17 protein-coding genes are annotated in these 22,061 nt (G+C 71.8%); 7 read left to right on the top strand and 10 right to left on the bottom strand.

Annotated elements, in window-relative coordinates:
- Positions 1–44 precede the first annotated feature (44 nt).
- The 3 genes from OHU35_RS15470 to OHU35_RS15460 all read right to left on the bottom strand — a co-directional run bounded on the left by OHU35_RS15470 (position 45) and on the right by OHU35_RS15460 (position 3,832).
- Complete coding sequence (locus OHU35_RS15470) at positions 45–653, bottom strand: hypothetical protein (RefSeq protein ID WP_189723814.1); 609 nt, start codon at positions 651–653, stop codon at positions 45–47.
- A gap of 205 nt (positions 654–858) precedes the next feature.
- Positions 859–1,512 carry a hypothetical protein gene (locus tag OHU35_RS15465; protein ID WP_405505642.1) on the bottom strand — a complete coding sequence of 218 codons (654 nt, stop codon included), beginning with the start codon at positions 1,510–1,512 and terminating at the stop codon, positions 859–861.
- Positions 1,513–1,588: 76 nt separating this feature from the next.
- Positions 1,589–3,832 (bottom strand): ArnT family glycosyltransferase, encoded by a 2,244-nt coding sequence (locus OHU35_RS15460; protein WP_405505641.1) that lies wholly within the window; start codon positions 3,830–3,832, stop codon positions 1,589–1,591.
- Positions 3,833–3,975: 143 nt separating this feature from the next.
- Between OHU35_RS15460 and OHU35_RS15455 the strand changes: the two genes are divergently transcribed.
- The 5 genes from OHU35_RS15455 to OHU35_RS15435 all read left to right on the top strand — a co-directional run bounded on the left by OHU35_RS15455 (position 3,976) and on the right by OHU35_RS15435 (position 11,783).
- On the top strand, positions 3,976–4,827 hold the full coding sequence (locus OHU35_RS15455) for a serine hydrolase (protein ID WP_189723812.1): 852 nt from the start codon (positions 3,976–3,978) through the stop codon (positions 4,825–4,827).
- 53 nt (positions 4,828–4,880) lie between these two features.
- Positions 4,881–5,876, top strand: coding sequence for an esterase-like activity of phytase family protein (locus tag OHU35_RS15450; protein WP_405505639.1), 996 nt, complete (start codon positions 4,881–4,883; stop codon positions 5,874–5,876).
- Positions 5,877–6,010: 134 nt separating this feature from the next.
- Positions 6,011–9,739: an ABC transporter ATP-binding protein gene (locus OHU35_RS15445; protein WP_405505637.1), complete on the top strand. Its 3,729-nt coding sequence runs from the start codon at positions 6,011–6,013 to the stop codon at positions 9,737–9,739.
- Positions 9,740–9,849: 110 nt separating this feature from the next.
- Positions 9,850–10,242: a hypothetical protein gene (locus OHU35_RS15440; RefSeq protein WP_189723809.1), complete on the top strand. Its 393-nt coding sequence runs from the start codon at positions 9,850–9,852 to the stop codon at positions 10,240–10,242.
- A gap of 98 nt (positions 10,243–10,340) precedes the next feature.
- A complete protein-coding gene (locus OHU35_RS15435; RefSeq protein ID WP_405505635.1) occupies positions 10,341–11,783 on the top strand; it encodes an aminopeptidase in 1,443 nt (480 codons plus the stop codon).
- 25 nt (positions 11,784–11,808) lie between these two features.
- On the opposite strand, the gene OHU35_RS15430 is transcribed toward OHU35_RS15435, so the two are convergent.
- From OHU35_RS15430 to OHU35_RS15420, 3 genes are all read right to left on the bottom strand, one after another.
- Positions 11,809–12,462, bottom strand: coding sequence for a hypothetical protein (locus tag OHU35_RS15430; protein WP_189723807.1), 654 nt, complete (start codon positions 12,460–12,462; stop codon positions 11,809–11,811).
- Positions 12,463–12,589: 127 nt separating this feature from the next.
- The gene (locus OHU35_RS15425) at positions 12,590–14,425 is read right to left on the bottom strand and encodes a glycoside hydrolase family 3 protein (protein WP_405505633.1); all 1,836 of its coding nucleotides are present in this window, start codon (positions 14,423–14,425) and stop codon (positions 12,590–12,592) included.
- Positions 14,426–14,757: 332 nt separating this feature from the next.
- Positions 14,758–15,675 carry a LysR family transcriptional regulator gene (locus OHU35_RS15420; protein ID WP_405505631.1) on the bottom strand — a complete coding sequence of 306 codons (918 nt, stop codon included), beginning with the start codon at positions 15,673–15,675 and terminating at the stop codon, positions 14,758–14,760.
- Positions 15,676–15,769: 94 nt separating this feature from the next.
- Here OHU35_RS15420 and OHU35_RS15415 point away from each other — a divergent pair, with 94 nt between their 5' ends.
- Positions 15,770–16,771: an EamA family transporter gene (locus OHU35_RS15415; RefSeq protein ID WP_189723804.1), complete on the top strand. Its 1,002-nt coding sequence runs from the start codon at positions 15,770–15,772 to the stop codon at positions 16,769–16,771.
- On the opposite strand, the gene OHU35_RS15410 is transcribed toward OHU35_RS15415, so the two are convergent.
- The 3 genes from OHU35_RS15410 to OHU35_RS15400 are packed head-to-tail and all read right to left on the bottom strand — an operon-like array spanning position 16,692 to position 19,827.
- A complete protein-coding gene (locus tag OHU35_RS15410; RefSeq protein WP_405509234.1) occupies positions 16,692–17,489 on the bottom strand; it encodes a sugar phosphate isomerase/epimerase family protein in 798 nt (265 codons plus the stop codon). The genes OHU35_RS15415 and OHU35_RS15410 overlap by 80 nt on opposite strands.
- A gap of 35 nt (positions 17,490–17,524) precedes the next feature.
- On the bottom strand, positions 17,525–18,679 hold the full coding sequence (locus OHU35_RS15405; protein WP_189723803.1) for a dihydrodipicolinate synthase family protein: 1,155 nt from the start codon (positions 18,677–18,679) through the stop codon (positions 17,525–17,527).
- Entirely contained in the window at positions 18,676–19,827 is a 1,152-nt protein-coding gene (locus OHU35_RS15400) for a Gfo/Idh/MocA family oxidoreductase (RefSeq protein WP_359894119.1), read from the bottom strand. Before OHU35_RS15400 ends, OHU35_RS15405 begins: the two co-directional genes overlap by 4 nt.
- Positions 19,828–20,117: 290 nt before the next feature.
- On the opposite strand from OHU35_RS15400, the gene OHU35_RS15395 reads away from it, so the two are divergent.
- Positions 20,118–21,167: a LacI family DNA-binding transcriptional regulator gene (locus OHU35_RS15395; RefSeq protein ID WP_189723801.1), complete on the top strand. Its 1,050-nt coding sequence runs from the start codon at positions 20,118–20,120 to the stop codon at positions 21,165–21,167.
- Positions 21,168–21,279: 112 nt separating this feature from the next.
- Here OHU35_RS15395 and OHU35_RS15390 read toward each other — a convergent pair whose 3' ends face one another.
- On the bottom strand, positions 21,280–21,972 hold the full coding sequence (locus OHU35_RS15390) for a class I SAM-dependent methyltransferase (RefSeq protein ID WP_405505628.1): 693 nt from the start codon (positions 21,970–21,972) through the stop codon (positions 21,280–21,282).
- Between the last annotated feature and the right edge of the window lie 89 nt (positions 21,973–22,061).

The raw sequence follows: 22,061 nt of genomic DNA, 5'->3' as shown, positions 1-22,061 counted from the left end.
CACCCGCGGCAACAGGCCTGCGGACGCCGGGTCTCGAGCACGGCCTACAGGCCGTCGCGGACCATCGCGGCGACGATGTGGACGTGCCGGTCGGCCGCCGTGGCCGACCACTCGTTGTCGTAGTTCAGGCCGTAGGGCCAGAAGTGCCCGCCGCCGGTGGAGATCTTGGCGCCGGAGCCGTCGTACTGCTTGACGAGGGCGGTGGCCTGTCCGCCGGTCCAGGTGCCGCTGCCGCCGAGGCGGGACCAGCCCGAGCTGGTGCCCACGCCGATGGTGTGGGAGATCTCGTGCAGGGCCGTCCGCTCGTTCATGTAGCTGCGGTTGCTGCCGAAGCGGATCGTCCCGTTGATGTTGCCGTCGGCGGTGGGGACGCCCGGCTCGTAGCGGACCGTGAGGGTCTTGCCCAGGTCGCTGAGGTTGTTGTAGCGGGCCACGGCCGCGTTCATGGCCCTGGTGATCAGGTCGTAGGCCGAGCGCTGGTCCTCGGTGGGGTTGCTCGCGCGGACGAGGGACCAGGTGATGGTGGCCGCCGCGGCGCGGTCGCGGGCCGGGGCGGGTGCCGCGGTGGTCTGCGGGGTGGCGGCCTGGGCGACGCCGGGGCCGGCCAGCAGCGCGGCGGCCAAGGCGGCGACGACTGCCTTGCGTGGGCTCATGGTGGATCCTCCTGTGGGGGGTGGCCGTGACGCGTGGGGGCGAAACTTCGTACGGCGTTCGGGATCTCGGACATGCGGAGCCGCCGGCGGTATCAGCTCGAAGGAAACGAACTCTCTTCGCGGACACGGCAGTTGGCGCGCTGTCGACCGCAAGTATCCCGATGGGAAAGACGGCGTCAAGAGTTCCCGCAGAGGTCAGCAGAGGTCAGTGGAACCAGAAGAGGATCGTGTCCGGGTTCGTCCCGAGCGTCCGCGAACTCTCCCACTCCTCCGCCTCGAACCGCATGACCTCGGCGAACCGGCGGGCCGCGTCGCGGTACTCGGGATCGAGACGGCCGAGCACGGACGCGTAGGCGTCGGCGAGAGCCGCCGCCCGCTGGGCCGGCAGGGTCCCGATGGCGGGCACCGCGTCGCCGGGGTGGGGGAGGCGCAGCGGCGGGCCGCTGAACAGGAACGTGCCGGGGAGCAGGTCGGACGGTACGCCGTGCCGGGCCAGTTCGTCGTCCATGGCGTAGAACCACGAAGGCCGCCGCCAGGCGCCGAGATCGGTCGGGTCGGAGAAGTGCGCCGCGACGGCCTGGTAGAAGGCGTAGCTGTACGAGGGACAGAGGTCGGTGCTCGGGGTGCCCTCGACCAGCTCGTCCAGGGCCTGGGCGATGGAGACGTCGAGGTCGATGCCCTGCTCCCGGAACCGGACGTCGGTCCGCTCGCACTCCGTGCGCACCCGGGCGAGCGTGCGCTCCTGCCGCTCGCTCCGCTCCACCGCGGTGAGCAGCCGCACCACCGTCCGCATGTCGCCGGTGCTCATCTCCAGGCAGTAGCCCACGCCTGCGTTTCCCTTCACCCGTTCGCCGGACACCGGTGTCCATGATCGGGGACGAACGAACGGCCCCTGACCGAGTGGTCGGGGGCCGTTCAATCGGAGTTGTGTGCGATCAGCTGACGTCGGACGGGTCCAGGCGGTAGATCGCCGACTGGTTCGACTGGTTCGACTGGTTCGACTGCGACGAGGAGTCGGAGGTGGAGGTCGCGGTCTCGCTGTACTCGCTCTCCTTCACCGCCGTGCCGTGCTTCTGCACCCACGCCGTCACCTCGGAGCTGACACTGCTGCCGCCGCCGGGGCCGCCGCCCATGCCGCCACCGAGCTGGATGTAGTGCAACTCGCCCTTCTTCACCAGCTCCTTGAGCTTGGCCAGGGTCATCGCCTTGTCGGAGCCGGACCAGCCCCACATGGAGATGACGGGCTCCCCGCTGCTCACGATCAGCTGGGCGGCGCCCTGCGAACTGGACACGGCCAGCAGCCACTCGGCACCGTCCTGGTGCTTCTTCAGGTACGAGATGAGCTCACTGCTCGCGCCGCCGCCCATGCCGCCACCGCCGGGTCCGCCGCCCATGCCGCCGCCCGTACGCCCGGGCTGGGTGCCCGCTTCGCCCGACTGGCCACCGCTCGTGCCGTTCGGGGGCGTGCCGCCGGTCCCACCGCTGCCGCCGGGGGCCTGCCCGCTCCGCCCGTCCTGTTCGCTCTGCCCGCCGGACGGCATCCCGCCACCCGGGAAGCCACCGCCCGCCTGGGCGTTCCCGCCCTGCTGCGTCCCACCGTCAGGCATCCCCGCACCGCCGGGCACGCCGGACCCGCCACCGCCCGGGAACCCCCGGCCGCCCCCGGGCCCGCCGAAGCCACTGCCCGTCGACGGGCCCGCAGTCGGGTTCGTACCGCCCATGCCGCCGCCCGAACCGGACGGCACCGACCAGGCGTACGCCGCCGGACCCGCCACGGCGGCGACGACCGCCGCCACCACGGATGCCGCCAGCAGCCGTACCCGTGTCCCGGACGCGGACCGGAAGACGAGCAGTCCCACGACCGCCAGCCCCATGACGACGGCGATCGCCGGCCACAGCCAGGTGTTCCAGCCGGAGGCCCGCCGCAGCAGCACCGCGGCCCAGACGGCCGTGACACTCAGCCCGAGCGGCAGCACCCAGGCCCACCGCCGGTCGGCCCGGAAGGCGCGCAGCAGCAGCACGCCGCCGCCTCCGCACAGCGCCGCGATGCCCGGGGCGAGCGCGGTCGTGTAGTACGGGTGCATCGTGCCCTCGGCCAGGGCGAAGGTCAGATAGTGCAGGGCCGTCCAGGCGCCCCAGAGCACGAGCGCGGCCCGGGTGAGATCCGTACGCGGGGCGCGGCCGCACAGCACCAGGCCGCCGATGAGCGCGAGGGCCGCGAAGGGGAGCAGCCAGGAGATCTGGCCGCCGAGAATGTCGTTGAACATCCGGCCGAGCCCCGCGGTACCGGAGAAGCCTCCGCCTCCGCCACCGCCGCCTCCGCCGTTGCCCTCGCCGCCGAGGATCCGGCCCAGGCCGTTGTAGCCCATGATCAGGTCCCAGGCCGTGCCGTCCGTCGAACCGCCGATGTAGGGGCGGTCGTCGGCCGGGACGAGCGAGACCGCCGCCGCCCACCAGAAGCTGGAGACGGCCAGAGCGACGCCCGCGACGAGGAGGTTGACGACGCGCTTCACGAGCTTCGGCTTCGCCGCGTACAGATACACCGCGAAAACGGCGGGCAGCGCGATATACCCCTGGAGCATCTTCGTGTTGAAGGCGAGCCCGAAGCAGGCGGCCGAGCCGAGCAGCGGAAGCAGCCGCCCGTTCCGCACGGCCCGCAGACCGAGGGCGGCGCCCGACACCATCAGGAACACCAGCAGCGTGTCGGGATTGTTGTCCCGGTTGATGGCGACCGTGATCGGGGTGAGGGCCAGGACGAGGGCGGAGACGGCAGCCGCCGCGTGCCCGAACACCCGCTTCACGGAGGAGTGCAGGATCCAGATCGTGGCCAGCGCCGCCACGACCATCGGCAGCATCATCTGCCAGGTGCCGTACCCGAAGACCCGGCACGACAGGCCCATGACCATCAGCGCGAGCGGCGGCTTGTCGACGGTGAGGAAGTTCCCGGCGTCCAGCGAGCCGAAGAACCAAGCCTTCCAGCTCTGCGTGCCGCTCAGCACGGCCGCGCTGTAGAAGCTGTTGAGGCTGGAGCCGGACAGGTTCCAGGAGTAGAGCACCGCGGCCAGGGCGAGGATCGCGAGCAGCACGGGCAGCGACCAGCGCGGGGCGGCCCGTTCCCCCGGCGCGGGTGAGGGAGGCACGGCTGCGGTGCGGAGCTGGGGTTCGGTGGCAGATGTCACCCGAGCATGGTGGACAGCCCCGATGGGTGGCCGCTGTGCCGAAGCTGGCCGCCGCCTGTGAAACGCACAGCGCCCGGTAACGACTCGTACAAGCCTTCACCAACGCCTACAACCTTTGCCCCACGTCCGTGAGTCAAGGGTGCATGACTTCTGGGATATCCCGCCGCGCGAGAGTGCTGGCGGCAGCCGTGGGTACGGGTGTGCTCGTGCCGCTCGTCGCCGCCGCCACGCCCGCCGCCGCTGCCACGCCGACCGTGACCTGCACCTCGGCCAAGGCCGGCCTCGCCGCCAAGCTGAAGAAGGACATCACCGCCGCGCTCGCCACCCGCAAGGGCACCGTCGCCGTCGGCCTCTACGACCGCAGCACCAACACCACCTGCACGCTGCGCGCGAGTTCCGCCTACGACTCGGCCAGCGTCGTCAAGGTGACCGTTCTCGCCACGCTGCTCTGGGACGCGAAGAAGACGAACCGGTATCTCACCGACCGCGAGAACACCCTCGCCAAGGCCATGATCACCAAGTCGGACAACGCGGCGACCTCCACCCTGTGGAAGCAGCTCGGCATGACGAAGATCAAGAACTTCCTCACGGCCGCCGGCATGACCCAGACCAAGCCCGGCGCGAACGGCTACTGGGGCCTGACCCAGATCACCGTCACCGACGAGCAGAAGCTGCTGAAGCTCCTCACCGCCAAGAACGCGGTCCTGAGCGACAACTCCCGTTCCTACATCCTGAAGTTGATGGGCCAGGTCGTCTCGTCCCAGCGCTGGGGCACACCGTACGGGGTGCCCTCGGGCGTCACCGTGGCCGTCAAGAACGGCTGGCTGCAGCGCTCCACGAACGGCTGGCGGGTGCACAGCGTCGGCGCGTTCAAGGGCGGCGGCCACGACTACGTGATGACCGTGCTCACCCACGGCAACAGCACCATGAACTACGGCATCACCACCATCCAGGCCGTGGCCAAGGTCATCCACAAGGACCTGGCCGCGAGCTGACCCTTCACCACGCGGCCTACCCGGCGTCACCGGCCCGCCCTACGGTGACGCCCATGCCCCTGAGAACCCGTCTCGCCCTTCTCACCGCAGGCCTGACGGCGGCCACCTGCCTGACCGCCGCCGGCCCCGCCCAGGCACACACCTCGCACACCTCTCAGACCTCGCACGCCTGCTCGCCGTCCGTCTCCATCGACCGCTTCTCCGACGCGCTCGACAAGACGACGTACGAGGACACCTTCGTCGGCAACATCTCCGCGCTCGCCGTCGACGGCGACGGTTCACTGGCCGCCCTGTCCGACCGCTCGTCGCTGTTCCGCCTGGACGCGAGGACGCTGCAGCCCCAGTCCGTCGTCCCGCTCACCGACGAGACCGGGACCGCGCTGGACTCCGAGGGACTGGTCGTCGACAGGGACGGCACCCGCCTGGTCACCTCGGAGACCGAGCCGTCCGTACGCCGCTACTCCCGCACCGGCAGGATCCTCGACCGCCTCCCGGTCCCGGACGACCTGCGCGTGACCCCCGCGGGCCGCGGCCGGCCCAACGGCACCTTCGAGGGCCTGACCCTGCTGCCCGGTGGCCGCACCCTGGTCGCGTCCATGGAGTACGCCCTCTCCGGCGACAGCGCCGACACCGTCCGTTTCCAGACCTGGGACCGCCACCGGGGCCACTTCCGGCTCGGGCGCCAGTACGCCTACCGCACGGACCCCGGCCTCGGCGTCTCCGAGATCCAGGCCACCCCCGACGGCCGCCTCCTGGTCCTGGAACGCGGCTTCACCTCGGGCGTGGGCAACACGGTCCGCCTCTACCTGGCCGACCCCCGTCGAGCGATGCGGAAGACCCTGCTCACCGACCTCGCCACCTGCCCGACCCTGGGCGCCACGGCCAAGCAACCCCAGCCGAACCCCCTCCTCGACAACATCGAGGCCATGGTGATCACGGCCCGCACGAAGAACACCCTGAAGGTCCTCCTGGCCAGCGACGACAACCAGAACCCGACCCAGACGACCCGCTTCTATTACTTGCGGGTAGGGCTAACGCCCTTCCTTTAGGGGCGCGGGGAACCGCGCGATCAACCCCCACACCGCCGCACCCGAAGAACAGCCGATCCCTCCACGGCGGAAGAAATCCGCACCCAACCGCGTTGGTGCCTTCCGGCAGCTCAGGACGACTGGAAGGCACCGGTGTGACACCGAAACGGGGATGGGCACGACGACTGTGGGCCTACGCATGGCGCCACCCGAAGGACGTCGTACTCGCCCTCGGCTCCTCCCTGGCGGGCATGGCCGTCATGGCCCTCGTCCCCCTGATCACCAAGGTGATCATCGACGACGTCATCAGCGACCACACCAGGGACATGACCACCTGGGCCGGCCTCCTCATCGCCGCCGCCCTGGTCGTCTACGTCCTCACCTACATCCGCCGCTACTACGGCGGCCGCCTCGCCCTCGACGTCCAGCACGACCTGCGCACGGAGATGTACGGCACGATCACCGGGCTCGACGGCCGCCGCCAGGACGAGCTGTCCACCGGCCAGGTCGTCGGCCGGGCCACCAGCGACCTCCAGCTGATCCAGGGCCTGCTCTTCATGCTCCCGATGACGATCGGGAACGTGCTCCTCTTCCTGATCTCCCTGGTGATCATGGCCTGGCTGTCGTGGCCGCTCACCCTCGTCGCCCTGGCCGTCGCCCCCGCCCTCGCCTACATCGCGAAGCGCAGCCGCACCCGGCTGCACCCCTCCACCTGGTACGCCCAGGCCCAGGCCGCCGCCGTCGCGGGCGTGGTCGACGGCGCCGTCAGCGGCGTGCGCGTGGTGAAGGGCTTCGGGCAGGAGGAGCAGGAGACCGGCAAGCTGAGGGAGGTCGGCCGCAGGCTCTTCGCGGGCCGGCTGCGCACCGTCCGCCTGAACTCGGTCTACACCCCGGCCCTCCAGGCGGTCCCCGCCCTCGGCCAGGTCGCGATGCTGGCCCTCGGTGGCTGGCTGGCGGTACGCGGGCACATCACGCTCGGCACGTTCGTCGCCTTCTCGACCTACCTCGCCCAGCTGGTCGGCCCGGTCCGCATGCTCGCCATGGTCCTCACCGTCGGCCAGCAGGCCCGGGCGGGTACCGAGCGCGTCCTGGAGCTGATCGACACCGAGCCCTCGCTCCAGGACGGCTCCAAGGACCTGCCTGCCGACGCCCCCGCGACGGTCGAGTTCGACGACGTCTCCTTCGGCTACGACACCGACCGCCCCGTCCTCGACGGGCTCTCCTTCGAGATCCGCCCCGGCGAGACCCTCGCGGTGGTCGGCTCCTCCGGCTCCGGCAAGTCCACCGTCTCGCTGCTGCTGCCGCGCTTCTACGACGTCACGCGCGGTGCCGTCCTCGTAGGCGGCCACGACGTGCGCGAGCTGACCCTTCAGTCGCTGCGGTCCGCGATCGGGCTGGTCCCGGAGGACTCGTTCCTCTTCTCCGACACGGTCCGCGACAACATCGCCTACGGCCGCCCGGACGCCACCCAGGAGGAGATCGAGAAGGCCGCCCGAGCCGCCCAGGCGGACCGTTTCATCAGGGAACTCCCCGACGGCTACGACACCACCGTCGGCGAACACGGCCTCACCCTCTCCGGCGGCCAGCGCCAGCGCGTCGCCCTGGCCCGCGCGATCCTCACCGACCCGCGCCTGCTGGTCCTGGACGACGCCACCTCCGCCGTGGACGCCCGGGTCGAGCACGAGATCCACGAGGCGCTGAAGGGCGTCATGCGGGGCCGTACGACCCTGCTGATCGCCCACCGTCGCTCCACCCTGAACCTCGCCGACCGCATCGCCGTCCTGGACGGCGGCCGGCTCGCCGACATCGGCACCCACGACGAGCTCCAGCGGCGCTCCGCCCTCTACCGGCGGCTGCTCACCGACCCCGACGAGCTGGGCGCGGTCTCCCCGGGGCACACCCCGCCGGCCTGTCCCCAGGAGGACACCTCCGTACGGGACGAGCTGGACGCGGAGTTCGACGCCGAGCGCGGGGTCACGCCACGGCTGTGGACCGGCGACCGCGAGCGCAAGGACCTCGCCCTCGCCGAGAGCCCCGCCACCCCCGAGCTCCTCGCCCAGGTCGAGGCGCTGCCCCCGGCCACCGACGTCCCCGACATCGACGAGTCACGGGCCGTCCAGCCCGAGGAGTCCTACGGCCTGCGCCGGCTGCTGCGCGGCTTCGGGCTGCCGCTGCTGGTCAGCCTCGCCCTGGTCGCCACCGACGCCGGCATGGGCCTGCTGCTGCCCGTGCTGATCCGGCACGGCATCGACTCCGGCGTCACCCAGGCCGCGCTCGGCGCCGTCTGGGCGGCCGCCCTGCTCGGGCTGCTGACGGTGGTCGTGCAGTGGGCGGCGCAGATCGGCGAGACCCGGATGACCGGACGCACGGGGGAGCGGGTCCTGTACTCGCTCCGTCTGAAGATCTTCGCCCAGCTCCAGCGCCTCGGGCTCGACTACTACGAGCGGGAGCTGACCGGCCGGATCATGACCCGGATGACGACCGACGTCGACGCGCTGTCGACGTTCCTGCAGACGGGCCTGGTCACGGCCTTCGTCTCGGTCGTCACCTTCTTCGGCATCATGGTCGCCCTGCTGGTGATCGACGTGGAGCTCGCGCTGGTCGTCTTCGCGACGCTGCCGCCGTTGATCATCGCCACGTTCTTCTTCCGCCGGGCGAGTGTGAAGGCGTACGAACTGGCCCGTGAGCGGGTGTCGGTGGTCAACGCCGACCTCCAGGAGTCGGTGTCGGGGCTGCGGATCGTGCAGGCGTTCCGGCGCGAGCGGGACGGCGGGCGGCGGTTCGCCGGGCGCAGCGACAGCTACCGCCAGGCGCGTATCCGGGGCCAGTGGCTGATCTCGATCTACTTCCCGTTCGTGCAGTTCCTGTCGTCGGTGGCGGCGGCGGCCGTGCTGATCGTGGGCGGCGCCCGGGTCGACGACGGCACGCTGGCGATCGGCTCGCTGGTGGCGTACCTGCTCTACATCGACCTGTTCTTCGCGCCCGTGCAGCAGCTGTCCCAGGTCTTCGACGGCTACCAGCAGGCGACCGTCTCGCTGGGCCGCATCCAGGAGCTGCTTCAGGAGCCGACGTCGACGAAGTCCGCCGACGAACCCCTGGAAGTGCTGTCCCTGCGGGGCGAGATCGCCTTCGAGGACGTGCACTTCGAATATGGCGCTGCCGGCGAGGGCGAGGCGGCCCTCGGCGGAGTCGACCTGCGCATCCCCGCCGGGCAGACCGTCGCCTTCGTCGGCGAGACCGGCGCCGGGAAGTCGACCCTGGTCAAGCTCGTGGCCCGCTTCTACGACCCCACCGGCGGCCGGGTCACCGTCGACGGCACCGATCTGCGCTCCCTGGACCTCACCTCGTACCGGCACCGTCTGGGGGTCGTCCCGCAGGAGGCGTACCTCTTCCAGGGCACCGTCCGCGACGCCATCGCCTACGGCCGCCCGGACGCCACCGACGCCGAGGTCGAGGCGGCGGCCCGCGCGGTCGGCGCGCACGACATGATCGCCACGCTGGACGGCGGCTATCTCCACGAGGTCGCCGAGCGCGGCCGCAATCTGTCCGCCGGTCAGCGCCAGCTGATCGCCCTGGCCCGTGCCGAGCTGGTCGACCCGGACGTCCTGCTGCTCGACGAGGCGACGGCCGCGCTGGACCTGGCCACGGAGGCCCAGGTCAACCAGGCCACCGACCGCCTGGCGGGCCGCCGTACGACCCTCGTCGTGGCCCACCGGCTCACCACCGCCGCCCGCGCCGACCGGGTCGTCGTCATGGACCGCGGCGGGGTCGCCGAGGACGGCACGCACGAGGAGCTGCTCGCGCACGGCGGCCGGTACGCCGACCTGTGGCGGACGTTCATCGGCACCGCCGAGCCGGAGGAGCCGGTCGGCGCGTCCCGCTGACGGGGCCGGAGCGGTGTGTCGGTGACGGTCGTGCAACCGTCCGACATACGTCATGCGTCCGTACAGCCATACGCCGATGGTCGCGCACGACGCGGTACGGGAGGACAACAGTGGACAGTGGAGCGATACGCCGGCGGCTCGCGCTCGGCCTGGCCGTGCTGACCGCCTCCGGCTTGCTCGCCGTGGCGGCGCCGGGCGAGGCGCAGGCCGCCACCACCGCGTCCTGTCCCGGCCGCAAGGTCCGGGCCCTGCCGTTCTCCACCGGGACCGTCTACGTCTACAAGCGCGGCGGCTACGTCTGCGCCGTGACCGTGGCCAAGAAGCCCGGCGTGAAGCGGAAGATGTCGGTGAGCGTGCAGGCGCGCGGGAACCGGCCGGTCGTCGACGAGGGACGGTACTCGTACCTCGCCGGCCCGGTCACCGTGCACGCCGGGCGCCGCTGTGTCTGGCTCAAGGGCAGGGTCGGCCCCAAGTCCGTCAGCACCGGCTGGATCCTGTGCTGATTCCCCGTCCGCGCACAGGGTTTTCCCTATGTCCCCTGGTGCTCCGGTGAGTTGGTCCGCTAGCTTCCGGCGCACATCTGTCTCACAGGGGAGTGCGCATGCGCAAGGCGCTCAGATGGCTGCTGGCGCTCACGGTGCTCATAGGCACAGTGGGCACGGCGTCAGCGGCCACCGCCGCCGAGCCGGAGGCCACCGGCACCGGCAGCACCACTGACATCAAGGAGAGGCTGCTCTCCGTACCGGGCATGAGCCTGGTCGAGGAGAAGCCGTACACCGGCTACCGCTTCTTCGTCCTGAACTACACCCAGCCGGTCGACCACCGGAAGCCGTCCAAGGGCACGTTCCAGCAGCGCATCACCGTGCTGCACAAGGACATCTCCCGCCCGACGGTCTTCTTCACCAGCGGCTACAACGTCTCCACCACGCCCCGCCGCAGCGAGCCCACCCAGATCGTGGACGGCAACCAGGTCTCCCTGGAGTACCGCTTCTTCACCCCGTCCCGCCCCGACCCGGCGAACTGGTCCAAGCTGGACATCTGGCAGGCGGCCAGCGACCAGCACCGCGTCTTCACGGCCCTGAAGAGCGTCTACGGCAAGAACTGGCTCTCCACGGGCGGTTCGAAGGGCGGCATGACCGCCACGTACTACGAGCGCTTCTACCCGCGCGACATGGACGGCGTCGTCGCCTACGTCGCCCCCAACGACGTCGTGAACAAGCAGGACGCGGCCTACGACCGCTTCTTCGCACGTGTCGGCACCAAGGAGTGCCGCGACCGGCTGAACGCCGTGCAGCGCGAGGCACTGGTCCGCCGCGAGCCGCTGGAGAAGAAGTACGCGGCCTACGCGAAGGAGGAGGGCCTCACCTTCGAGACCATCGGCAGCCTGGACAAGGCCTACGAGGCGACCGTCCTCGACTACGTGTGGGGCTACTGGCAGTACAGCCTGCTGAAGGACTGCGACCAGATCCCGGCCGACGCCAAGAACGCCACCGACGACGACATCTGGACCTCCGTCGACACGATCTCCGGCTTCTCCGCCTACGCCGACCAGGGCCTGGCGACCTACACGCCGTACTACTACCAGGCCGGGACGCAGCTCGGCGCGCCGACGATCCAGTTCCCGCACATCGAGAAGAAGTACATCCGCTACGGCTACCAGCCGCCGCGCAACTTCGTCCCGCGTGACATCCCCATGAAGTTCCAGCCGGGGGCGATGCGGGACGTCGACACCTGGGTCCGGCACAACGCCCGTCAGATGCTCTTCGTCTACGGCCAGAACGACCCGTGGGGCGCGGAGCCGTTCCACGTCGGCAAGGGCGCGAAGGACTCCTACGTCATGACCGCTCCGGGCATGAACCACGGGGCCAACGTCGCGGGCCTCGTGCCCGAGCAGAAGGCCCTCGCCACCGCCCGCATCCTCGACTGGGCGGGCGTCGCCTCCGGCGCGGTGCAGGCCGACCCGCAGGCGGCGAAGCCGCTGGCGAAGTTCGACGCCAAGCTCGACAAGCGGGACACGCAGCGGGAGATGACGCTGCGGCCGTAACGCGGGAGGTGTGCCCGGCCGTCGCTCACAGCGGCCGGGCACACCCCACGGGCCGATCGCCGCCGAGCCGGACGTACAGCGCGGTCGGGCCGGGGCAGTCGGCCCGTCCGGCGACCGCCCGGGTCACCCGGTACTCCGGCTTCCGCTCGCCCTTCCCGTCGCACGCGGTCTCGCGGACCTGCCCGTCGCCGGAGCTGTAGACGCAGTCGCCGACGACGGTGCGCGGCCCGCCCCCGCCGCCCGGGTCGCCGGGGTGCGGCGGCTGGAGGTTGCGCATACAGGCGTAGCCCCGCGGCACCGCTCCGTCGCCGTCCTCGTCGGACGCGGGCCGCTGCTCGCTGATGTGCAGCACGAAGTCCGTGGTCGCCGGGCAGCGCGGTCCGTCACGCACCGCGCCGTCGTGCCGCGCCGCGACGCGCGCCGCCGCCCGCTCACCGGCGCACGGCACCTCGGTGAAGCTCGTCGTACCGAACGAACTGCACTCGTCGACCGCGAGGAACACCGCCCCGTATCCGGACGGCCGGGTCGCCGACGGTGAGGCCGCGGTACTCGTCCCCGTCGCCGGCTCGCCCAGCCGGCCGTCCTCCGCCACGCCCGCCGACGGGCTCTGACACCCGGCCAGCAGCGCGACCAGCATGAGCAGCCCGCGCATCACCCCCGCCGAACTCCTCTTGCGCATTGCCGTCCCCCTGAGTGCTCAGGGCCCCGGGGCCCTGACCCAGCGTGACCCGCGATCGCGGGTCACGCCAGGCATATGGGGCGGTTTGCGCACGTTGGGGGTGGTGCGCCCGGTCCGTGGCGTACGTCTAGTACGACAGACCGTGCCCGACCGGGTACAGCACCTGATCCGGATCATCCGCCCGCTGCACGGCGACCGGCAGTTTCCCGCGTGGCTTCACCCGGCCCGCGATCACCCGTGCGGCGGCCCGCAGTTCGACGTCCGTCCAGGAGTAGGCGGCCAGGCAGGCCGGGGCGGACGGCAGCTGGGCCACGTCGTAGGGATTGCGGATGGCGACCGCCACGACCGGCCTCCCGGTCGCCACGAGCTGCTCGACCAGCGTCTTCTGGCTGCTGCCGGCCGTGACGTTGTACGTGGCCGCCACCACGGCGTCCGCGTCCCGGGCGGCCGCGACCGCCTTCGCGATGGTCGCCGCAGAGGGGGCGGTGCCGGTCGGCAGGGCGGTGGCGGTGAAGCCCAGTTCCGAGAGCGCGCCGGCGAGCACTCCCGTGGGCGGTCCGGTCGTCCCCGACGGCGAGGCCGGATCGGCTCCGACCACGAGCACCCTGGGGTGGCGGCGCCGGGACAGCGGCAGCAGCCGGCCCTCGTTGACGAGCAGCGTGGTCGTCCGCTCGGCGATCCGGTCGGCCGCCTTCAGGTGCGTGCGGATGCCGACGGTCCGGTCGACGCCGCCCTGGCTGACGTACGGCGAACGGAACAGCCCGAGCTTCGCCTTCAGCCGCAGCAACCGCAGGATCGATTCGTCGAGCCGAGCCTCCGTCAGCTCGCCCTCACGCACGGCTGTCAGGACGGCGTTCCAGGCCAGGTCCAGATGCGGCGGGTTGAGCAGCTGGTCCACGCCGGCCTTCAGCGCGAGCACCGGCACCCGGGCGTCGCCGTACTTGGTCCGTACGCCCTCCATGCCGAGGGAGTCGGTGACCACGACCCCGTCGTAGCCGAGCCGCTCGCGCAGGATGCCGGTGAGGATGGGGCGGGAGAGGGTCGCCGGGTCGCCGGAGTCGTCGAGGGCCGGGACCATCAGATGGGCGGTCATGATCGAGTCGATGCCCGCGGCGATCGCCGCCCGGAACGGCGGTGCGTCCAGCTTCTCCCACAGCTCCCGGCTGTGCGTGATGGTGGGGAAGCCGGTGTGGCTGTCGACGTTGGTGTCCCCGTGCCCGGGGAAGTGCTTGGCGGTCGCGGCGACCCCGGAGCCCTGGTACCCGGCGACCTCGGCGGCCACCAGGGCGGCCACGGCCCGCGGGTCGGCACCGAAGGACCGTACGCCGATGACCGGGTTGGCCGGGTTGACGTTCACGTCGGCCACGGGGGAGTAGTCCTGCCGGATGCCCATCGCCCGCAACTCGGCGCCCGCGATCCGGCCGAGGGTGCGCGCATCGGACCGCGACCCGCCCGCGCCGACGGCCATGGCGCCCGGGAAGAGCGTGGCGGGCTCGCCCACCCGGGCGACGATGCCGTGCTCCTGGTCGGTGGAGATGAGCACGGGCAGCCCGCGCGGCAGCTCCAGGGAGGCCCGCTGGATGCCGTTGGAGAGGTCGGCGATCTGGTGCGGCTCGCGGGTGTTGTGCGCCCAGGCGAAGTAGATGATGCCGCCGACCCGGTACTTCGCGACCAGCTCGGCGGCCGTACGGACCCCGATCTCCTTGAGGTTGGCGTCGATGTCGGCCTGGTCGGGGGCGGTGGCGGAGTGGCCGTAGACCCGCATCACGAAGAGCTGGCCGACCTTCTCCTCCAGCGTCATCCGCGAGATGAGCGCCCGCAGCCGCCTGTCGTCCGGGGCGTCGGAGGCGTACGAGGGCCCGGCGGCCGCGAGGGCGGCGGTGACGCCGGCCGTGGCGGCGAGAACGGTGCGTCTGGAGGGCTGTGCGGTGCTTCCCGTGCTTCCCGTGCCGGTGTCGTGCACGTGCGCTCCTTCCGGAGGTGATCCGTTCGGATCCGCTGAAGGAAACTTCCAAGAGGTCACCAATAACCGGGAAGTTTCTGCCAGTCAAGGGAATGCACAGTAACCGCGTGAGGGCCGCCACCGGCGCGGTTGGAGGGGGACGCGCCGATGGCGGTGGGGCCGCCGGCCGCGGTACGGCGGAGAGGGTGGTCAGCGATCGCAGCCAGCAGCGAGGGCCGACACCGCACCGTGGTGACTCTCCGGAGGCCTGCGCATTGGACGGGCCGGATCCGGACCGGGTTCCCGGGGCGGGCCGGATTTCCGGAAGTCGGTACTCAGGGTGAACCGGTGCTTCAGCGGGGCGTGTGAGCCGACACTTTCGGCCACTGCTCGCCCAGCACCCGCACGGTCTCCGCGATGGCCGGACGCCGCGCCGCCCCCGTCCGCCACAGCGCGTACAGCCGCCGCACCGGCATGGGGTCGAGAGGCACCTCCACCACCCCGGCGGGCAGCGCCCCGCGCCCCAGCCGCGGGATCAGCGCGACACCGAGACCGGCCGCGACGAGGGCGACGAGCGTCGGATTCTCCTCGGCCCGGTGGACGATGTCCGGCTCGTGCCCGGCCGTGCGCAGCGTCCGCAGCAGCCAGTCGTGGCAGACCCGCCCCGGCGGCTGGCAGATCCACCGCTCACCGCCCAGCTCCTCCCGCCGTACGGCCGTGCGCCCGGCGAAGGGATGACCCTCCGGCACGAGCAGATCGCACAGGTCGTCCCCGATGACCGCCTGTTCCACGCCCGGCGGGGCGGGCAGCGGCGCGATGTCCCAGTCGTGCGCCACGGCGAGGTCCACGGCTCCCTTCGCCACGAGGTCGACCGACAGATGCGGGTCGACCTCCGTGAGCCGGGCGTCCAGGGCCGGATGCCTGCGGCCCAGCTCGGCCAGCACGCCCGGCAGCAGCCCGCGCGCCGCCGACGCGAACGCGGCGACGGTCAGCCGCCCGGCAGGCAGCCCCCGCCGCTCCTCCAGGTCGGTCTCCGCCCGCTCCACGATGGCCAGCAACTCCTTCGCGGTCGCCGCCAGTTGACGGGCCTCGTCGGTGAGCCGCACACCCCGGCCCTCCCGCTCCATCAGCACGGTCCGCGTCTCCCGCTCCAGCTTGGCGATCTGCTGGGACACAGCGGAGGGCGTGTACCCGAGCGCGACGGCGGCGGCCCCGACCGTGCCGTGCACGGAGACGGCGTGCAGGGCGCGCAGCCGCTGGAGGTCGAGCATGGGACTCCCCACTTCCATGATTCAGCGATGCTTCATCCAACTCTGCAGCAATCATCGCTGGTGCTTCATGGTCGCCGGAAGCGATGCTCACGGCATGCGCCCCTCACACCTCGCCCTCGCCGTGCTGGTCGCCGCCGTCTGGGGCGTCAACTTCACGGTCATCGAGATCGGCCTGGACCACTTCCCGCCCCTGCTCTTCTCGGCCCTGCGCTTCCTCGCGGCGGCCCTGCCCGCGGTGTTCTTCGTGGGCCGCCCGAAGGTGGCGTGGAAGTGGATCGTGGCGGTCGGCCTGGTCCTGGGCGTGGCGAAGTTCGGCCTGCTGTTCGTCGGCATGGACGCCGGGATGCCGGCCGGTCTGTCGTCCCTGGTCCTGCAGATACAGGCCGTCTTCACGGCGGTCATCGCCGCCCTCACTCTCGGCGAACGGCCCTCCCGCACCCGGCTGCTGGGCATGCTGATCGCCCTGGCCGGGATCGCCGTGGCGGCCGTGGACGAGGGCGCCTCGGGCCCGCTCGGCGCCTTCGCGCTGGTCGTCGCGGCGGCGGCCTGCTGGGGCGCCTCGAACGTCCTCACCCGCAAGGCGGCACCCCGCGACGCCCTGAACTTCATGGTCTGGGTGAGCACCGTCCCGGTCCTGCCCCTGCTGGCCCTCTCCCTCCTCGTGGAGGGCCCGTCCCGTGACCTGGCGGCACTGCGCGCGATGGACTGGCAGGGCGCGGGCACGGTCGTCTACGTCGCCTGGATCACGACCGTCTTCGGCTTCGGCGTGTGGGGCCTGCTCCTGCGCCACCACCCCGCCTCCACGGTGGCCCCCTTCTCCCTCCTGGTCCCGGTCTTCGGGATGTCGTCGGCGGCGCTGTTCCTGGGGGAGCCGGTGAGCCCGCTGCGGTGGTGCGCCGCCGCGCTGCTGGTGGGCGGGGTGGCGCTGACGTCCGGTTTCCCCCGGCGACCGCACACGGCCACTGCCCCGCCCGGAACATCCGGACGGGGCAGCGTGAGCGCGGTTCAGGGCTGGATCACAAGGTGTGCTCGACGAACCTCGCCGCCGTCTCGGCCAGCACCTCGCGGCCGTCGCGTGCCCACAGGCCGTCGTTGAACAGCTCCACTTCGATGGCGCCGGTGTACCCGGCCGCCTCCACGTACCGCTGCCACTCCCGCATGTCGATCGCGCCGTCGCCGATCTGGCCCCGGCCGGTCAGCACGCCCTCCGGGAGGGGAGTCGTCCAGTCGGCGAGCTGGAAGGTGTGGATGCGGCCGGACGCGCCCGCGCGGGCGATCTGCGCGGGGGCCGTGTCGTCCCACCAGATGTGGTACGTGTCGACGGTGACCCCGACCTGCTGGGCCGGGAACCGTTCGGCCAGGTCCAGGGCCTGGGCCAGCGTCGACACCACGCAGCGGTCGGAGGCGTACATCGGGTGGAGCGGCTCGATGGCCAGGCGGACGCCATGTTCCTCGGCGTACGGCCCCAGCTCCGCCAACGCGTCCGCGATGCGTTCACGGGCGCCGTGCAGATCCCTCGAGCCGGCCGGGAGGCCGCCCGAGACCAGGACCAGCGTGTCCGTGCCGAGCGTCGCCGCCTCGTCGATCGCGCGGCGGTTGTCGGCCAGGGCCTCCGCCCGCTCCCGCGGGTCGATCGCCGTGAAGAAGCCGCCCCGGCACAACGTTGTCACCGTCAGGCCCGCGTCACGGACCAGCTTCGCCGTGGCCTCCAGACCGTACGACTCGACCGGCTCGCGCCACAGGCCGACATTGCCGATGCCCAACTGGGCACAGGAATCGACCAGTTCTGGCATCGACAGCTGCTTCACCGTCATCTGGTTGATGGAGAAGCGTTCCAACCCGGCGGCGCTCACTGGTTCACCCCGTACACGCTCAGCAGTGTCTTCATCCGCTCCTCGGCCAGCTTCGGGTCGGGGAACAGACCGAGGCCGTCGGCGAGTTCGTACGCCTTCGCGAAGTGCGGGAGCGAACGGGCCGACTGCAGGCCGCCGACCATCGTGAAGTGCGACTGGTGGCCCGCCAGCCAGGCCAGGAACACCACGCCCGTCTTGTAGAAGCGGGTCGGGGTCTGGAAGAGGTGGCGGGAGAGCTCGACCGTCGGGTCGAGGAGCGCGCGGAATCCCGCGACGTCCCCGGTGTCGAGCACCCGGACCGCCTCCGCCGCCAGCGGGCCCAGCGGGTCGAAGATGCCGAGCAGGGCGTGGCTGAAGCCCTGCTCGTCGCCCGCGATCAGCTCGGGGTAGTTGAAGTCGTCGCCGGTGTAGCAGCGGACCCCGTCGGGGAGCCGGCGGCGCAGGTCGACCTCGCGCTGGGCGTCCAGCAGGGAGACCTTGATGCCGTCGACCTTGTCGGGGTGGGCCGAGATCACCTCGAGGAAGGTGTCCGTCGCCGCGTCCAGGTCGGAGGACCCCCAGTAGCCCTCCAGCGCCGGGTCGAACATCGGGCCGAGCCAGTGCAGGACGACCGGCTCGGCGGACTGGCGGAGCAGCTGGCCGTAGACCTCGAGGTAGTCCCCGGGGCCGGAGGCGGCCGCCGCGAGCGCCCGGGACGCCATCAGGATGGCCTGGGCGCCGGACTGCTCCACGACCGCGAGCTGCTCCTCGTAGGCCGCGCGGACCTCGGCCAGGGACGCCGGGCCGGTGAGCTGGTCGGTGCCCACGCCGCAAGCGATGTGACCGCCCACCGACTTGGCCTCGGCCGCCGACCGGCGGATCAGTTCCGCCGCGCCCGCCCAGTCCAGGCCCATGCCGCGCTGCGCGGTGTCCATGGCCTCGGCGACACCCAGCCCGTGCGACCACAGATGGCGTCGGAAGGCGAGGGTGGCGTCCCAGTCGACCGCGGCGGGCGAGTCGGGGGACCCGTCCGCGAACGGGTCGGCGACGACGTGCGCCGCCGAGAAGACCGTGCGGGAGGTGAACGGGGAACCGGTGGTGAGGGCGAGCGGTTCCTGGCGGGGCTCGTACGCCCTCAAGGACCCGCTCGCGTCCGGAAGCTGGATGGTCACAGCGAGATCTCCGGTACGTCGATACGACGGCCCTCGGCCGAGGACGCGAGACCCAGCTCGGCGAGCTGGACACCGCGGGCACCGGCCAGCAGGTCCCAGTGGTAGGGCGCGTCGGCGTACACGTGCCGCAGGAACAGCTCCCACTGGGCCTTGAAGCCGTTGTCGAACTCGGCGTTGTCCGGGACCTCCTGCCACTGGTCGCGGAAGACCTCCGTGGCGGGGATGTCCGGGTTCCAGACCGGCTTGGGGGTGGCGGAGCGGTGCTGGACGCGGCAGTTGCGCAGACCGGCCACGGCCGAGCCCTCCGTGCCGTCCACCTGGAACTCCACCAGCTCGTCGCGGTTGACGCGGACGGCCCAGGAGGAGTTGATCTGGGCGATCGCGCCGCCCTCCAGCTCGAAGACGCCGTAGGCGGCGTCGTCGGCGGTGGCGTCGTACGGCTTGCCGTTCTCGTCCCAGCGCTGCGGGATGTGGGTGGCGGTGAGGGCCTGGACGGACTTCACGCGGCCGAACAGCTCGTGCAGCACGTACTCCCAGTGCGGGAACATGTCGACGACGATGCCGCCGCCGTCCTCGGCACGGTAGTTCCAGGACGGGCGCTGGGCGTCCTGCCAGTCGCCCTCGAAGACCCAGTAGCCGAACTCGCCGCGGATGGAGAGGATGCGGCCGAAGAAGCCGCCGTCGATGAGGCGCTTGAGCTTGAGCAGGCCCGGGAGGAAGAGCTTGTCCTGGACGACGCCGTGCTTGATGCCGGCCTCGTCCGCCAGCCGGGCCAGGTCCAGGGCGCCGGCGAGGCCGGTGGCGGTCGGCTTCTCGGTGTAGATGTGCTTGCCGGCCGCGATCGCCTTCTTCAGAGCCTCCTCGCGGGCGGAGGTGACCTGGGAGTCGAAGTAGATGTCCACGGTCTCGTCGGCGAGGACCGCGTCCAGATCGGTCGAGACGTGCTCCAGCCCGTGCCGCTCCGCCAGCGCCCTCAGCGCGTGCTCACGGCGGCCGACCAGGATCGGCTCGGGCCACAGCACGGTGCCGTCGCCGAGGTCGAGGCCGCCCTGCTCGCGCAGGGCCAGGATGGAGCGGACCAGGTGCTGGCGGTAGCCCATGCGCCCGGTCACGCCGTTCATGGCGATACGCACCGTCTTGCGTGTCACGTCGTTCCCTTCGTACGCGGTCGTCGCGCCGCGTACGCCCACTGGTGAGCGTTGCAGCAAGCGCTTTCTACATACGGAGAAGCTAGCCTCTGAACCGTGGTCCGGACAAGACCGTGACCAGGACGAGTTGTTCGAGGGGGCGAACAACCAGGGGTCGGGGGCTTAAGGTCTGGTCGGAACCTTGGCCATGGATTCGGTGAGGCCGGGGCTGTTGGCCTGCTCGGAACCGTAGTCATGGCTCCGGGTGTGTACGAGGGCGACGACGAGATGCGCGACCGGAGGACGACGAGATGACGGTGACCCTGGCGGACGTGGCGGCCCGCGCGCAGGTCTCGCCCGCGACGGTGTCGCGCGTGCTGAACGGGAACTATCCCGTTGCCGCCTCAACCCGCGAGCGGGTGCTGAAGGCCGTGGACGAGCTGGACTATGTGCTCAACGGGCCCGCGAGCGCCCTGGCCGCCGCCACCTCCGACCTGGTCGGGATCCTGGTGAACGACATCGCCGACCCGTTCTTCGGGATCATGGCGAGCGCGATCCAGGCGGAGATCGGTGGCCCGGGCGGCCGTGCGGGCGGGGAGAGACTCGCGGTGGTCTGCAACACGGGCGGTTCCCCGGAGCGGGAGCTGACGTATCTCACGCTGTTGCAGCGGCAGCGTGCGGCGGCCGTGGTGCTGACCGGTGGGGCGATCGAGGACACGGCGCACAAGACGGCGATGGACACCAAGGTGCGCAAGCTCACGGAGGCGGGGACGCGGGTGGTGCTGTGCGGGCGGCCGCCGGCGCCGGAGACCGGGGCGATCGCGCTGACCTTCGACAACCGCGGGGGCGGGCAGGAACTGACCGAGCACCTGATCGGTCTCGGGCACCGGCGGCTCGGCTACATCGCGGGCCCCGAGGAGCGGACCACCACCCGGCACCGGCTGGAGGGGCACCGGGCCGCGCTGGCCGTGCACGGGATCGAGGAGGACCCTCGGTGGACGGTGCACGGGCGCTACGACCGCAGGTCCGGCTACGAGGCGACGCTGGAGCTGCTGCGGCGTGACCCGTCGCTGACGGCCGTCGTCGCCGCGAACGACTCCGTCGCGCTGGGGGCGTGCGCGGCGCTGCGCGACTCCGGGCTGCGGATCCCGGAGGACGTGTCGGTGGCCGGGTTCGACGATCTGCCGTTCAGCATCGACGCGGTGCCTTCGCTCACGACGGTGCGGTTGCCGTTGGGGGAGGCCGGGGCGCGGGCCGGGCGGATCGCCATGGGGCGGGAGGAGGCGCCGCCCGGGGGGATCGCTTCGGTGCGGGGGGAGTTGATGGTGCGGGGGTCCTCCGGGGTGCCGCGGGTTTCCTAGTGCTGGGCGTTGCTGCCCGGGCCCTGCTGGGGGCTGCCGCCCCCAGGCCCCCGCTTCGGCCTGAACGGCCTCGTCCTCAATCGCCGGACGGGCTGGGTGTGGCTGATCTGTGTCAGTCGCCGGACGGGCTGGCAGTCGCTGTGAATCCGAACAGGTCCGGCACCCCGTCCGGCCCCGCCTCCACCGTCCGTTCGATGCGCAGGCCCGCTGTCATCGCGCCGTTGAGCAGGTCGGACAGCGGGACGTGCCAGGCGCCGAGGCGGGCGCGTACGCCGGTGGTGTTCCAGGAGGCGAAGGTGCGGGACCGGTCGGCGTAACCCGCGTCGATCACCGTCCTGGACGCGTCCCTGCGGTCGGCGAAGGCGCCGACGAAGCACGGGTGCACCCCGAGATGGACGAAGCGGCCGCCGGGGGCGAGAACGCGGGCGATCTCGCGGAGGACGGCGGCGTAGTCGGGCACGTCCGTGCCGGCCAGGACGCATACCGCTGCGGGCACCGAGCGGTCGGCCAGGGGTAGTGCGGTCGCGTCGGCGACGGCAACGGGCAGGCGGTGGGCGGCGTGGCGCAGCTGGTTGCGGGAGAGGTCGACGCCTACAGGGCTCCAGCCCAGGGCGGCGACGGTCGGCGCGTGGGCGCCGGTGCCGCAGCACACGTCGAGGCAGGTGCCTCCGTCGCCGCGGCCCAGCAGGTCGCCGAGGGTGGCATGGACGCGACGGATGCAGTCGCCGCCGCCCGCCGGGGACATGAACTCGTTGTACCAATCGACGTGTTCGTCGTACACGGCCGTCGTCCTCGAGGTCACCATGGCCCGGACGCCAATGCCCGCGCGCGAGTCCCGCGGAGGCGTTCGCCGCGAGCGTGACGCACCCGGGTGCCCGGCACCGATGACTTTCG

The organism is Streptomyces purpurascens (assembly GCF_045040895.1).
Classification (GTDB): Bacteria; Actinomycetota; Actinomycetes; order Streptomycetales; family Streptomycetaceae; genus Streptomyces; species Streptomyces purpurascens.
The sequence above is the reverse complement of the archived record's forward strand: the minus strand, read 5'-3'. Positions and strand labels throughout refer to the sequence as shown.